Here is a 13,298-nt window from a genome sequence, read left to right on the forward strand (position 1 = left end):
TCCTGCCTCGAAGATCAGGTAGCACATCAGGCAGCTCCACGGTGGCGCGCCCGAGCGCCGCAGCGCTACTTTCTCATCCTGTTGACCAGCGGATTTGTCGATTTCCGGAGATCCCGGAAGGACCCTGTGCAGTCCTTGCGCCCACCGGCGCAGCCCGCAACAGCACCTCCGCAGCGCCACGCATCCGCGCACCCGAGAAGAGCGGGCTGCGCCCCACCCCGGGACCGAACGGTGCGTGAACGGTGCCGCCAGGACGGCGACGCGGGTTCGTACGCCAACGCCGGAAACGACAAGATCACGGCCGTTTACACCCTGGGTGGCGTTCACGCGAACGCCACGTACCACATGTACGGCACGAGCTGCGATTCATCGTCGGGTTTCGAGCGGCCGGTGACAGCCAGGCGGCTTCGACGAATCAGCAAGGCCAGGTGGGTTGCAGCGACGGCACCGACCACACCAGCACGGTCACGAATGCGGTCAGCACCGCTGCAAGCCAACTCACCAACCCGGTCTTTTCCCTGGTCTTTCCGTAAATGCTCCAGGGCGCACTTCCAAGATGAGGGACTTTTCTGCGCCTTCTCGTCGTTGAGTGACTGTTCCAGTCGACCGCGCAGACAGTGCGGCCCCGACTCCGGTGTCCGGAGCAGGGCCGTGCCGTTGCGGCGTCAGCTGTCCGTGCCGTCGCCGGGGACGGCGTCGGTGGGGGTGGTGTGCCAGTTGGTGACGATGGGCCTGTCGACGGTCACGGAGCCGGTGGAGACGCTCGCCGGGTTCGGGTCGGAGGTGCCGATGGCCGCGATGAGGAACGTGAACTCGACGCCCTCATTGTTGTTGGTGGTCTTGGGGTTGATCCCGGCGTAGGCGGTCTTGGAGCCGCCGAGCGTGATCGCCGGGCCGACCGCCTGCTCGGCGGGGTGCGCCTCGATGCCCTTGGAGCCGAAGGAGACCGAGGGCAGCCCGCTGGGGATCGTGCAGGTGACGCCGGGCTTGGCGCGAGCGGACAACAGAATGTAGCCGCCGGCCTGCGTCTCGGAACGTGCCGAGAACTTCAGATCGTCGGCCCCGCATGCCTGCCCGTAGCCCTTCTTGTCACCGGACGGGCCCGCCTTGGAGCCCGACGAGGACGAGCCGCCCTTCGCCGGCGTGCCCCCGTTCGAGGACGAACCGGCCTCCTTCCCGCTGCCGGAGCCCTCCTGGCCCGCCTGGGGCGCACCGCTCGACGACTCCGCGGTGGCCTTGGCGGACGCCGTGGAGTCGCCGGCCGAGGCCGACCCGTTACCGCCATCCTTGCCACAGGCGGTGACAGTCGCCGCGAGCGCTACACCGGCAGCCGCGGTGAGCGCGACACGTCGTATGCGGGCGGTGCAGGTGCGGTTCACGGAAACTCCTCGTTGCGTTCAGGGAGAGAGGGACCAGGCTGAAACCCCGTCAGCCCCTCGTCGAATGCCCCTATTCTCACTCACGCCACCGGCGACCCTACGCGCGGGTAATACCCGAAGAGGCGGGTCAGTCCGGGGCGTTGGTTCCAGCAGGGGCGCGAGGGCTGACCGGGCTTCCAAAAGTGATCACATGTGGGCGCATTCGAGCCTGCGCATCCGAAAAGAGATCCAGCCTGGCATGTTTTCGGCCGTACCCAGCCGAACCGCTCGACGGGTGTGTCCGCATGGCTAGCATTGAGGACCGAACTCGCCTGTGCGGCAAGAGGATTACCTGTGCTGGACACCACTGCGCTGCTCGACCAGATCGTACCGGCCGCCGAGGCCGCGGCCGCCGCCTACGGCGCGAGCGTGCTGACCAGAACCCAGGACGAGGCCGCCAATGCGACCGTACGGCTCGGGCAGCGCCTCATCCGCAGGCTGCTGAACCACGACGCCGACACGGCCCCTGACTCCGACCCCGTGCGCACCGCGGTCGTACGTCTCGCGGAGGCGGGCGCGGACCCTGACCTGCTCGCCCTGCACCGCGCGGAGTTGAGGATCGCACTGCGCACGGCACTCACGGAGGCACCGGACCTCGCCAAGGAACTCTCGGCGCTCCTCCCGGCGTCTCCGCCTCCCCCCACCGCCCACGCCGAGGGCGAGCGCTCCGTCGCCGTGGGCAGGGACAATTCGGGGAGCATCGCCACCGGCGACGGCGCGGGGGGCGCCCCCGCCCGGTGAGCGACCGGCCCGGTGCGCGAGCGGACGGCACGCGCTCGGTCGCGGTGGGCAGGGACAACCACGCGCCCATTTACACCGGCGACGTAACGATCGCCCCCCGGCCGGGCCGCCACCCGGACACGCTGACCGAAAACCTCCATACCCTCAGACAGAGGGTCCTCGCCGACCTGGGGCAGGACCAGGTTCAGCAGCAGCTGCGGAGCGGGCATCCGCTGCCCGTGCACTGCCGAGCGGCACCCGAGGAGTTGACCGGTCGGAGGAACGGCGCCCGGGAGACCTCGGCGGCCCTGGCGGACGCTTCCCCGCTGAATCTGGCAGGTCCGCTGAGGAACCTCGCGGCCGTCTACGCGAAGGAAAAGCGCAGTCAACTGCTGGTGCTGGGCCGGGCCGGTTCGGGAAAGACCATCCTGGTCCGGCGCTTCGCGCAGGCCCGGTTGGAGGACGCCGACTGGACCGACGAGGAGCCAGTGCCGGTGATCTTCAGCCTGGGTTCATGGGACCCCACCGCCACGTCCCTGCGGGACTGGCTGATCGACCGCCTGGAGCGGGATCACCCCTTCCTGGCCAGGCGGCTCCCCCACAAAGGGACATGGGCCGCTCAACTGATCGTCATGGGCCACGTGCTGGCGATCCTGGACGGGTTCGACGAGATGGCGGAGGACCTTTACCCACCCGCGCTGCGGCACCTCGGCGCCTTCAACCTGCCGCTGCTGCTGACGAGCCGTCATGAAGCGCTCAGCAGCCTCAAGCCGAGCGAAGGGCTCTTTCCGGGGATCGAGCTGACAGACCTCACCTTCGACGACTGCTCCGCCCGCCTCGACGCCTCGACCGGATGGGCGCCCGTCCTGGACCGGTTGAGCAGCCGCTCCGGCGAACCGGCCGCCGCCCGGCTCGCCACCGTACTGACCACTCCCCTGATGCTCACCATGGCCGAGGCCTTCCACGCGTCCGGCGGCGATCCGGAGTACTTGCTGCAACTCGCCGAGTCCAGCTCCCAGGCCGCGTTGGAGAAGCGTCTCCTGGATGCCTTCGTCCCCAGAACGTACGACCCCCTCCTCAACCTGTCCGTCCCGAAACGCCGACGCTGGAGCGCCGAGCGTGCGGGCCACTGGCTCGGCTACCTCGCCACGCACCTGAAGAAGCAGAAGACGGACGCACGGAAGCCCGACACCCAGGCCAACGGCGCGCAGGACATCGAGTGGTGGCAGCTGGGCACGACCATGAGCCTGCCCGCTCGCATGGTCGTCTCGGGGGTCCTGTGCGGGCTCGTGCCGGGGGCTGCGGTGGGACTCGTCCTTGCCGTCATGAGCGACCCCCCGGCGGCGCTGCTGACCATGTTCCTGAACATGCTGGGAATCGGGCTGACCTTCGGGCTCCTGCACGGATTCGCGTCGAAACTCAAGGTCGGCGGCGCGTTCAAGCCGTCCCGCATGCAGATCCGGGTCCGCGGCGAGTCGAGGAGGGTGAGGTCGAGGAGAGTGCGGGAGAGCCTTCTCCCCAGAGCCGGCGTCGGGCTGGCCGGCGGACTGATCTTCGGCATCGTCCTGGGTGGCGGATTCGCGGTCTACGTGATGCTCCTGTCCTACCCCTGGCCCGTGGCCGCCCTGCTCTTCGGGAACTGGCTCGTGGCCGGGCCCCTGATCGGACTGGCGGCCGGGATCGTCGTCGCTCTGGTGGCCTGGCTCGAGACGGACGCCAAGCCGGAGGAATCAGTGAGCGCGACGGACCTCTTGCGCACCAACCGCACCATCGTGCTCGTCCAGATGACCGTGGTGGGGCTGGTCCTCGGGCTGGGATACGGAACCGCTGTCACGCATTTCGACGGCTTCGCCCTCGGCCTCCCGTCCGGGATCGGGGCCGGGCTCGCGGTCGCGGTCGGGGCCGGCACGCTGACCGCGTGGGGACGGTGGGTGGTCCTGGTCCGCCTCTGGCTGCCCCTGTCAGGCCGCCTCCCCTGGCGGGTGAACGCCTTCCTCGACGACGCCCGCGCCCGAGGCGTACTGCGCCAGGCCGGCGCGGTCTACCAGTTCCGCCACGCACGGTTGCGGGACCGCCTGGCCGAGGCCCACCGGCAACGCGAACAGCCGACGGAAGGCGGGAGCCGATGAGCGCAGGGCCCGGCGCGCCCCGCGGCGGCACGCGGACCTACGGCACCCGGGCGACGGCCCTGGGAGCCGCCGGAGCGATGACGGCCGCGCTGGGCATCGTGGCGGCATGGGGCGCCCCGTCCGCCTCCGCGCGACCGGTGTCGATCGAACTGAGCTATACCTGCGCCTTCACGGGGGTCGGCACCGCGCCGGTGACGATGAGGATCAGCACGGACCTCCCGGGTTCGCTCGAAGCGGGCGAGTCCAGCCCGAGAGCCGCCGTGAACGGTGTGGCGACGGTGGACGCGAGCTTCACCGGGCTGGCCCCGCTCGTCGGTGCGAGGACCCTGGAAGGTTCCGTGGACGGGACCGCCGCGGTGTCCGCGCCGCAGGGCGACAGGCGCCTGTCCGTGCCCATGACGATCCCCCGGACGGCCATTCCGGCCTTTGGCGCGTTCGATATGTCCGCCAAGGGCACCGCGCCCGCCGTCACCTTCCCCCGGCCGGGCAACGCGAAGGTCACCGTCGGCGCCCTCGGCCTGCACCTCACCCCGAGGGACGCGAACGGCAACCTGACGCAGGTGGGCACGATGCACGCGGCCTGCACGGTGAACCCTGGACAGAACACGCTCCTGCACTCGCTCGTCGTCACGAAGGCGGTGAAGCCGACAGGGACGGTGACGGGGCCGGGACCGGGGACAGGGACGGGTACGGGGGCAGGAGCAGGGACGGCGACAGGGCACGGGACGGGGCCCGGAACGGGGGCCGACGGGAGCGGTTCCGGAACCTCCGGCGGGTCGGCCGCAGGTACGCGGCCGGGAGCGGGGGGCGCCCATGCGCCGTCGCGTACGACCGCCACACCGAACCCGTCACCCAGCACGACCGGATCGGTGCCGCCCCGCTCCCCTTCCCCTTCGCCGGGAGCGCCGACAGCCGACACACCACGCAACGATCCGAAGAGCACGCCGGACGGCAAGCACCGCGACCCGGACGCCAAACACCCGGTCGCTCTGACGTTGGGCGTCCTCGTGACAGGCACCGCCGCCGCACTCGTCGGCCTCGGCGCACGCCTGAGAAAACGCCGAGCGGACGACTGAGACGGGGCGGGGCGGGGCCGCGGAACGGGCCGAGCGGCGGAACGGACTCGGAGCGGGACACCTCACACCGAGTACAAGCGCCCCCTGTCTGCCTGCTTGTCCCGGCCCGTCCGGCGTCTCGTGCAGATCAGCCTTCGGACAGCCGCTCGCGCAGCACCGTGCCCAGAGTGAGGGGTTCGCGGCCCAGCAGAGCGGCCAGTGTCGGGTCGACGGTGGCGAACTCCCCGGCGCGGCCGGCGGCGAAGATGCCGAGCAACCGGTCCGCCACCTCTACGGGGACGCCTTGGCCCGTCAGCTGCTCCCGGAACTGAGCGTCGGGGACGGTGGCCCGCGTGATGGTGCGCCCCGTGAGCTCGGTGGCGATGGCGGCGATGTCGTCGAAGGAGAGCAACTGTCCCCCCGTAAGAGGCGGCGTGGGGCCGTCGAAGCGGCCTTCATCGGCCAGGATGGCGGCGGTGGCGTCGGCGAGGTCGGCGTGCGCGGTCCAGGCGACCGGCCCGTCCGCGGGGAGCGCGAACCGGCCGGAATCCGCCGCGTCGCCGAGGAAGTGCAGCGCACTCGTGGTGTAGAAGCCGTTGCGCAGCGAGGTGAACGGCACACCACAGGCGCGCAGTGCCTCCTCTGTGGCGGCATGGTCGCGGCAGGCCTGGAAGTGCGACGTGGGGCTTGCCCCCATCTGACTGGTGTAGAGGATGCGGCGGGCGCCCGCCGCGACGGCCGCTTCGATCGCGGTCAGGTGCTGTCTGACGCATTCTTCGCCCATTTTGTCGACGGAGACGATGAGCACCTGCGAGGCACCCTCGAAGGCGTGCGCGAGGCCGGTGGCGTCGGTGAAGCTGCCCTGCCGTACCCGTACCCCTCGGTCGGCGAACATCTGCGCCTTCTTCGGGTCGCGGACGCTGACGCCGACTCGATCCTCCGGCACGCGCGTCAGCAGCCTCTCGACGATCTGACGCCCCAGCTGTCCGGTGGCTCCGGTCACGATGATCATGATGCGCTCCAGTGTTTACGCAGATACGGTACCAACGGAAACACTCAAAAGGTATCACTGATAATAACGATGGAATCAGCCGTGCAGTACCCTTGATTTCATGCCCTCAGCTTCGCGTGGCCGGGACGGCGCCACCCCCGTCAAGTCCGACACCGCATCCCAGGGCCGGGGGCAGAGCCGGCAGCGGGTCATCGAGGCCGCGATCGGCCTGCTGACGCGCGCGGGTCGCGACGCGGTCACCACCCGCGCGGTCGCCGATGCGGCGGGTCTGCAGCCGCCGGCCATCTACCGGCTGTTCGGCGACAAGGAGGGACTGCTCGACGCGGTGGCCGAGCACGGCTTCGCAGCGTTTCTCGCCACCAAGCACGTCGACCCCGACCCTCGGGACCCCATCGAGGACCTGCGGGCCGGCTGGGACGTCGCGATCGAGTTCGGTCTGGCCAATCCCGCGCTGTTCACGCTGATGTACACCGAACCCACCAGGGCCACCTCGGCCGCCTTCAAGGCCGGCATGGAGATCCTGATGGGCCGCGTCCGGCGCCTCGCCGCCGGCGGCTGGCTTCGCGTCGATGAGGAACTCGCGGCCCAGATCATCCACGCCACGGCGCGCGGCGCGGTGCTCACCTGGCTGTCCCTGCCCCAGGACCGGCGCAACCCGGCCCTGTTGACCACCCTTCGGGAGTGCATGGTCGCCACTGTCACCCACCAGCGGCCGGCCGTGAAGGACCCGGGTCCGGCCGGCGCCGCCCGCGCCCTGCGCGCCGCCCTGCCCGAACAGACGAACCTCAGCAGCGCCGAGCAGCAGCTGCTGACGGAGTGGCTGAACCGTCTTGCCGCCGACGGTTGACAGCCGGCCGACGGCTCGCGTGTTGTCGTCTGGGCGAGGCCGGGCGAAGCGGCTGCAGTGGCCCGGCAGGACATTTGTCATCCCCAGCACATGACTCAAGGACCTACAAGATCGCCTGTCGGCCCTCGTAAGCTCGCAGCATGTTCACATCTCGCGAAATCGGACGGGACGACCACTGGGAAGGCATCGTCACCCATAAGTCCCGGGGAATGCTCGACGGCTCGAACATGTACCACTTCGTCGAAGTCCGCCTTGTCGATGGCGAATCCGTGAAGGTCCGGATCAGCCGCCGGCTCTGGAAGTCGATCGAGGTCAACGATCGGATCGTCAAGCGGCCGGGCTCCGACCCGGCCAGGGAGTAGCCCTTCAGGGGCCCGGAGGGCTGGACTGGCTGCTGCCGGGGCAGGGGTCGCCGCAGTCAGTTCGAGGGAATCGACAGTTCCCGGACGCTCTGTCCGCTGACGTACCAGGCGGCAATCTGTGCACGGGAGCTGAACCCGAGCTTGGTGAGGATGCGTTGGACGTGTCCCTCGGCCGTGCGGAGGGCGATGACCAGGCGTGCTGCGATTTCCTTGTTGGTCAGGCCCTCGGATACCAGCTGGGCGATCTGCCGCTCTCTCGGCGTCAAGTCTGCATCCGCACCGCTCGCTTGCCGTTGCTCGCCGGTCAAGGACACCGTTTCGAGCACGTAGTCCACTGCCGCCTCTTCGGACAGGTCGTAGCCGCGCTGGAAAGCAGTGTGGTAGCGGTCGTCGCCCATGGCCGCGCGGACCCTACCGATGTGCTGCCGGTGCACCACTCCCACCGGGTGGAAATAGTCCGGCGAGGTGCCGACCGTCCGCCACATGGCAGCGGCGGCACCGCTCAGGGTCGCTGCCCGGACATGGCGCGCCTGTCGTTCGCTCACCCAGGAAAGGATTTCGAACGCGAAGGCCATCAGGAACTTGGCGCTCACCCGGCGGCGCAGGTTCAGGGCCTCGCGCGCTGCCGCTTCCGCGTGCACCAGGTCGTGGTCGAGCTCGACGAAGGAGAGGGCCAGCAGTGCCCAGGAGCGCCAGATGACCTCTCCGCGCTCCATGGTGAGGGCAACTGCTTCCTCCAGGAGGGCCAGGCCCCGTTCGCGCTCTCCCTGGTGCCCGAGGATGAGTCCGTGGATGGACATCGCGAGGAGCTTGCCGCTGAGTTCGTGCCCCGAGCTGAACCCGGACAGAGCGTCGGCGGTGAGCAGCGCCGCCTGCTCGATGTCTCCTGAGGATGCGGCCCTCATCCCCTCCACGAGCGTCACATACGCGCTTTCCTTCGTGAGGCCGAGTTTCCCGGCCAGCTCGGCGGCCTCGACGAGCTGCACCTGCGCGGCGTCGACGTCACCTTGCAGCAGCGCCACCCAAGCATTTCGGCGCAATGCCGAAGTGCGCTCCGGCGAAGGCTCGGAGCTCGCCGCCAGCGCTTGGTCGAGCCAGTGACGCGTCACGCTGTTGAAGCCCTGGACACCCAAGTAGGTCCCCAGTTTGTCGGCCATGCGCAGTGCGAGGACGGCGTCATCGGGCTGGGTGAGGCAGAAGCTGAGGGCCTCGCGCAGGTTGGCGTGCTCGCGTCGCAGCCGCAGAATCCAGGAATCCTGGTCCGGCCCCATCCATTCAGCCTGGAATTGCTCCACCATACGGACGTACCAGTCGCGATGGCGGCGGTGGACGGCATCATGCTCGCCGGCCGCCACAAGCCGCGCCTCGCCGTACTCCCTTATGCTCTCCAGCATCCGATAGCGCACACAGCCATCACGCTCTTCGCGGATCAGGATGGATTTGTCGACGAGGGAGAGAACGATATTCCGTATCTCCTCCGGTGTGATCCCCTCGCCGGCGCCGACGAATTCGATGCCGTCCAGATCGAAGCTGCCGGAGAATGCTGATGCCCGGGCCCACAGCTGTTGTTCGGACTGCGCGCACAGGTCGTAGCTCCAGTCGATCAGCGCTTGCAGCGTGCGTTGCCGTGCGGGTGCGTTGCGGGGGCCGACGGTGAGCAAACGGTAGCGCTCGGACAGGCGCTCCTCGATCTGGCCGAGCGACAGTGCGCGCAGCCACACCGTGGCCAGCTCGATCGCCAGCGGAATCCCGTCGAGCGCGCGGCACAGCCGTGCGATCGCCGCGCAGTCCTGGCCACGGAGATGGAAGCCGGGCAGGACGGCGCCGGCCCGATCGACGAACAGCTGCACCGCGTCGTACTGCGTCAGCGCATCCGGCGACGGCACCGCTTCCGGGCTGGGTACCGGCAGCGGGGGAACCACCAGCGTCGTCTCGCCGTACACACCGAGCGACTGCCGGCTCGTCGCCAGGATCTGTACCTTCGGACACGCTCGCATGACGCCATCGATGAACAGCGCGCAGTCGTCGATCAGATGCTCACAGTTATCGAGCGTCAGAAGCACCTCGTGGGAGGCGAGGTATTCGATGATCACGTCGATCGTGGTGCACGAGGGCTGGTCGTGCAGGCCGAGTTGCGCCGCCACCGTGTGCGCGAACAGCGAGGAATCGCGCAATTCAGCCAGCTCGACGAAGCGCACGCCGTCCCGGAAACCCGGTCGCACAGCGGCGGCCACATGCAGGGCAAGACGTGTCTTGCCCACCCCTCCGGGGCCGGTGAGCGTCAAAAGCCGTGAGGATGCCAGCAGTCGTTTCGCATCGGTCACCTGCTGCCGCCGGCCGACGAAACTGGTGACGTCAGCCGGAAGGGTCTCGACACCCTCCAGGACTCTGGGCCGAGCCGCGGAAGTCATACTTCCGGAGATTAATCGACCCCCGAACGGGATAAAAATCTACTAGGAAGTAGTTTCAGACGGGGAGTTTGCCCCCTGGCTTCCTTCTCCTCGGACGCGTCGACCGTGGTCAGTGAGTCCCGCACGCCACGGGCAATCGGGCCCAGTGCGTGGTGCCGCCCACGTGGCGATCGGCGCCGTGAGCGGCGGCCAGAGCTTCGACAATGGCCAGGCCGCGCCCGTGTTCATCGTGGGCACAGGTCGACGTCCAGGACCCGCCCCGTGCCGACGGGCCGCCATCGGTGATTCCCACCCACACCCGACGGCCTCTGTTCTCACGGCACAGGTGCAGGGCGAGCGGCGGCTGAGCGTGCTCCACGGCGTTGGTGACCAGCTCGGACACCACGAGCAGTACCGAATGGGCGGCGTCGTCGTCGATGCGCCAGGCGTGGAGCACCGACCGGGCGATGCGACGCGCGAAGCCGACCGCTTCCGGCCGGTGCGCGAGCGGGCGCGATGCGTGAGCGACGAAACGGGGATCGCATCCGATGAGGGCTACGTCCCGGCCGCTGCCGCAAGGGCTGTCGCCGGCGGCGGTATGCACCGGCATCCGCATCGCATAGGAGAGCTGTTGCGAGGTTTCCATCGCCCTTACCCAACGTTGAAGGCGCAGCGGTCGAACACGTCACACACTGCGCGGTTTCCCGTGCGGCGAGAAGGCGGAAACTACGCGAACAGCTACGCACTCACTACCTGCTCTTCCCTCGCGCTCACCCACCGCCACCACCCCCTACAGGCTGCACACCTCGCGCTCATCGGCCGCTGATACCGGCACCGCAGCCGGGAGTGGGTCGCATTCTCACGGAAATCCCGTGATCCATGACGGCGTCCGGCCCGGCAGCCTTGTCCCGGATAACGAAACCCGGAAACGAGAAGAGGAATCGATGATGGAGGAATCGACGGTGGCGGAATCGATGGCGGCGGAACAGGCCGGTCGTCCCGGCGTGGTGGGATCAGCCCCGAACGACGCGCTGTTGCGCTTCTCCCTGAAGCTGGACGGAACGGTGTCCGGACTCGTCGCGGCCCTCAGTCTGCTGGGAGCCAGGACGCTGGACTCGCTGTTCGGCCTGCCGGTGTGGCTGCACTGGGCCCAGGGGGCGTTCCTCGCGGTCTACGCCGCCGCCCTTTGGTACGCGGCCACGCATCCGGCCGTCATGCGGCCGATCGCCGTCGCAGCCGTCGTGCTCAACGCCGTATGGGCGGTGGGCTGCGCGGCCATACTCACCGCCGGAGCGTCGTGGTTCCCGCTCACCGCTCTCGGTGGCGGCTACGCGGGTTTCATCGGTATCGCCGTGGTGGTGTTCGGCTCGATGCAGTACGCGGGACTGCGACGGGCCGGGTAGCCGGGAACGCACTGCAGCACGTGGGGTCGCCCACGCGGCGCCGGGGGACGGCGGGTCCGTGTTCCGTGTTCCGTGTTCGGGGGCACCGGCCCGCGGGCATGTGCCGTTCGCGTCACGACGGTTCGCCGTCGAGCAAGGGCGCCAGCTCGCGTCTGCCGGTGATGCCGAGTTTCCGGAATCCGCTGGTCAAGTGGTTCTCCACGGTCCGTTGCGTGATGAACAGGGTGTCGGCGATCTCCCGGTTGGTCAGCCCGCGGGCCGCGAGCACCGCAGCGCGGCGTTCGCGGTCGGTCAATGCCGATATCCCGGCCGTGGGTGTGCGGCGGGGCCGCGCGCCGAGCGCCTGCAGGCGCTCGCGGGCCAGGTCGGCGAGGCCGACGGCCCCGCACTGCCGGGCGAGGTCCAGCCCGCGACGAGCCGTCTCCCGGCCCAGCCGGGCATGCCCGGCCTCGAAGCGCAGTGTGCCGTACTCGACGAGTGACCGGGCCTGTTCGAGCGTCGCTCCGGCTTCTGCCAGCAGGCCGACGGAGGTCTCCAACCGCTTCAGGCCCTCGCGGCCGCGCACGGCCACGGCGACGGTGCGCAGGCTGATGCCGAGCGTACGAGGGGCACCCCAGGCCTCGGCCTGCTCCAGTTCCTGGTGAGCCAGGCCCGCGGCCAGGTCGGAATGGCCCAGGGCACGGTGAGCGAGGGCGGCGAGGGACCTCCACGGAAGGATGCCCGGGTTGTCCATCTGCCAGGCGGTCTGGCGGCGTCCGCACTCCAGCAGGTCCTCCAGGGCGCCGGAGTGATCGCCGTCGGCCAGGCGCATGCGCGCACGCGCCTCCAGCAGGTGCGTCCACTGCCAGACGTCGCCGTACCGCTCGTGCTCGGCAAGGGCGAGCAGGGGCTCGGCCTCCTCGCGTCGGCCCGCCTCCAGCAGCGCCCGCAGCACACCGGCGAGGGCGAGCGGGATCATGGGGTTTCCGTGGAAGGCCGAAGCCAGGTCGAGCCAGCGACGTCCCGCGTCGAGGGCGGCAGGAAGGTCGCCGCTGCGGTAGGCCGCTTCGCACCGGCCCATCGCGATCAGCGTCTGCGCGGCAGCGGCGTCGCACCACCGCGTCTGCTCGGACAGCCGGTCGAGAATCCGCGCTGTCTCCGCCAGTTGGTCGCACCACACCAGAGACAGGACCCCCAGCCCCATCGCGCGGGTGAGGACGTCGTCCTGCGGCAGCGGTCCGTCCAGCGCGTCACGGGCGTACGACGCCACGGTGGCGGCATCGGCGGGGCGGCCTGCCGCCAGAGCCGACCGGACCGCCGCGGCGGCCCGTTCGCGGGTGCGGTCGCCGCCTGCCGGCAGCGCGGCCGTCCCCTCGCCCGTCCACGGCCGCTTGTTCACGTCCTCCAGCTCGATCAGCACACGCTGCAGACGCAGGCCGAACACGGCGTCCTCCCGTGGCCTGCCGCTCGCGGTCAGCGACCGGGCCTCACGGTCGAGGAGTTCGGCTGCCTGGCAGCCGCGCTGGCACCGCTCCAGGGCGTCGGCCAGGACGGGTACCACCTCCAGCCGCGCCGCGGCGGTGAGCGTGCTCAGCGACGCGCACACGTGGCGGACTGCGGCTGCCGGGTGGGCCGGTGCCTCGGCACGGCCGAGTTCGGCCAGCAGGATCTCCCGCCCGGACGAAGGGGGTTCGCGCAGCGCACGCCGCAGGTAGGCCACAGTCCTCTCGGAGTCGCCACGTGCCGCGGCCAGGCGTGCGGCGGCACGCAACGCGCCCACCACCCAGTCCCTGCCGTCGGGCTCGGCAGCGAGCAGATGCCCGGCGACCTCTTCCAGCGGGCGGTCCTGGTCGTGCAGGAGCCGGGCGGTCCGGTAGTGCGCGCCTGATTCTCTGCGCGTACGGGAGGTGTTGATGACGTCCCCCTCGGATGGGCGGGCGGCCGCGTCGGGCGCAGGCCGCTCGACGGCCCCGAGCGGCGATG

At 69.9% G+C, this 13,298-nt stretch carries 11 protein-coding genes; 6 read left to right on the top strand and 5 right to left on the bottom strand.

Going from position 1 to position 13,298, the window contains the following annotated elements; translation table 11 throughout:
* Nucleotides 1-665: 665 nt before the first annotated feature.
* Nucleotides 666-1,379 carry a hypothetical protein gene (locus D9V36_RS05600; protein WP_129292791.1) on the bottom strand — a complete coding sequence of 238 codons (714 nt, stop codon included), beginning with the start codon at nt 1,377-1,379 and terminating at the stop codon, nt 666-668.
* A 333-nt stretch (nt 1,380-1,712) separates the two neighbouring features.
* Between D9V36_RS05600 and D9V36_RS05605 the strand changes: the two genes are divergently transcribed.
* From D9V36_RS05605 to D9V36_RS40710, 3 genes are read left to right on the top strand one after another with little or no spacing between them, the layout of a single operon-like run.
* Nucleotides 1,713-2,159, top strand: a complete 447-nt coding sequence (locus D9V36_RS05605) for a hypothetical protein (protein WP_206739601.1) — start codon at nt 1,713-1,715, stop codon at nt 2,157-2,159.
* Nucleotides 2,156-4,267 carry an NACHT domain-containing protein gene (locus tag D9V36_RS05610; RefSeq protein WP_129292792.1) on the top strand — a complete coding sequence of 704 codons (2,112 nt, stop codon included), beginning with the start codon at nt 2,156-2,158 and terminating at the stop codon, nt 4,265-4,267. The genes D9V36_RS05605 and D9V36_RS05610 overlap by 4 nt, the downstream gene beginning before the upstream one ends.
* A complete protein-coding gene (locus D9V36_RS40710; RefSeq protein ID WP_164992887.1) occupies nt 4,264-5,343 on the top strand; it encodes a DUF6801 domain-containing protein in 1,080 nt (359 codons plus the stop codon). Before D9V36_RS05610 ends, D9V36_RS40710 begins: the two co-directional genes overlap by 4 nt.
* 127 nt (nt 5,344-5,470) lie before the next feature.
* Here the strand turns inward: D9V36_RS40710 and D9V36_RS05620 are convergent, their stop codons facing one another.
* Nucleotides 5,471-6,334 carry an SDR family oxidoreductase gene (locus D9V36_RS05620; protein WP_129292794.1) on the bottom strand — a complete coding sequence of 288 codons (864 nt, stop codon included), beginning with the start codon at nt 6,332-6,334 and terminating at the stop codon, nt 5,471-5,473.
* 100 nt (nt 6,335-6,434) lie between these two features.
* On the opposite strand from D9V36_RS05620, the gene D9V36_RS05625 reads away from it, so the two are divergent.
* Complete coding sequence (locus D9V36_RS05625; RefSeq protein ID WP_129292795.1) at nt 6,435-7,181, top strand: TetR/AcrR family transcriptional regulator; 747 nt, start codon at nt 6,435-6,437, stop codon at nt 7,179-7,181.
* 140 nt (nt 7,182-7,321) lie between these two features.
* Nucleotides 7,322-7,543 (top strand): DUF7489 domain-containing protein, encoded by a 222-nt coding sequence (locus D9V36_RS05630; protein ID WP_129292796.1) that lies wholly within the window; start codon nt 7,322-7,324, stop codon nt 7,541-7,543.
* 56 nt (nt 7,544-7,599) lie between these two features.
* On the opposite strand, the gene D9V36_RS05635 is transcribed toward D9V36_RS05630, so the two are convergent.
* Together D9V36_RS05635 and D9V36_RS05640 are read right to left on the bottom strand one after the other, a co-directional pair.
* Nucleotides 7,600-9,954: an ATP-binding protein gene (locus D9V36_RS05635; protein WP_129292797.1), complete on the bottom strand. Its 2,355-nt coding sequence runs from the start codon at nt 9,952-9,954 to the stop codon at nt 7,600-7,602.
* A 109-nt stretch (nt 9,955-10,063) separates the two neighbouring features.
* Complete coding sequence (locus D9V36_RS05640) at nt 10,064-10,579, bottom strand: ATP-binding protein (RefSeq protein ID WP_241720715.1); 516 nt, start codon at nt 10,577-10,579, stop codon at nt 10,064-10,066.
* 298 nt (nt 10,580-10,877) lie between these two features.
* Here D9V36_RS05640 and D9V36_RS05645 point away from each other — a divergent pair, with 298 nt between their 5' ends.
* On the top strand, nt 10,878-11,336 hold the full coding sequence (locus tag D9V36_RS05645) for a hypothetical protein (RefSeq protein WP_129292798.1): 459 nt from the start codon (nt 10,878-10,880) through the stop codon (nt 11,334-11,336).
* A 112-nt stretch (nt 11,337-11,448) separates the two neighbouring features.
* On the opposite strand, the gene D9V36_RS05650 is transcribed toward D9V36_RS05645, so the two are convergent.
* Nucleotides 11,449-13,095, bottom strand: a complete 1,647-nt coding sequence (locus D9V36_RS05650; RefSeq protein ID WP_129292799.1) for a LuxR family transcriptional regulator — start codon at nt 13,093-13,095, stop codon at nt 11,449-11,451.
* Between the last annotated feature and the right edge of the window lie 203 nt (nt 13,096-13,298).

The sequence above is a fragment of the Streptomyces lydicus genome (assembly GCF_004125265.1).
Classification (GTDB): Bacteria; Actinomycetota; Actinomycetes; order Streptomycetales; family Streptomycetaceae; genus Streptomyces; species Streptomyces lydicus_C.

Coding starts and splice junctions, on each gene's coding strand:
- D9V36_RS40710 (WP_164992887.1), top strand. CDS start 4,264: ATGAGCGCAGGGCCCGGCGCGCCCCGCGGCGGCACGCGGACCTACGGC.
- D9V36_RS05620 (WP_129292794.1), bottom strand. CDS start 6,334: ATGATCATCGTGACCGGAGCCACCGGACAGCTGGGGCGTCAGATCGTC.
- D9V36_RS05625 (WP_129292795.1), top strand. CDS start 6,435: ATGCCCTCAGCTTCGCGTGGCCGGGACGGCGCCACCCCCGTCAAGTCC.
- D9V36_RS05630 (WP_129292796.1), top strand. CDS start 7,322: ATGTTCACATCTCGCGAAATCGGACGGGACGACCACTGGGAAGGCATC.
- D9V36_RS05635 (WP_129292797.1), bottom strand. CDS start 9,954: ATGACTTCCGCGGCTCGGCCCAGAGTCCTGGAGGGTGTCGAGACCCTT.
- D9V36_RS05640 (WP_241720715.1), bottom strand. CDS start 10,579: ATGGAAACCTCGCAACAGCTCTCCTATGCGATGCGGATGCCGGTGCAT.
- D9V36_RS05645 (WP_129292798.1), top strand. CDS start 10,878: ATGATGGAGGAATCGACGGTGGCGGAATCGATGGCGGCGGAACAGGCC.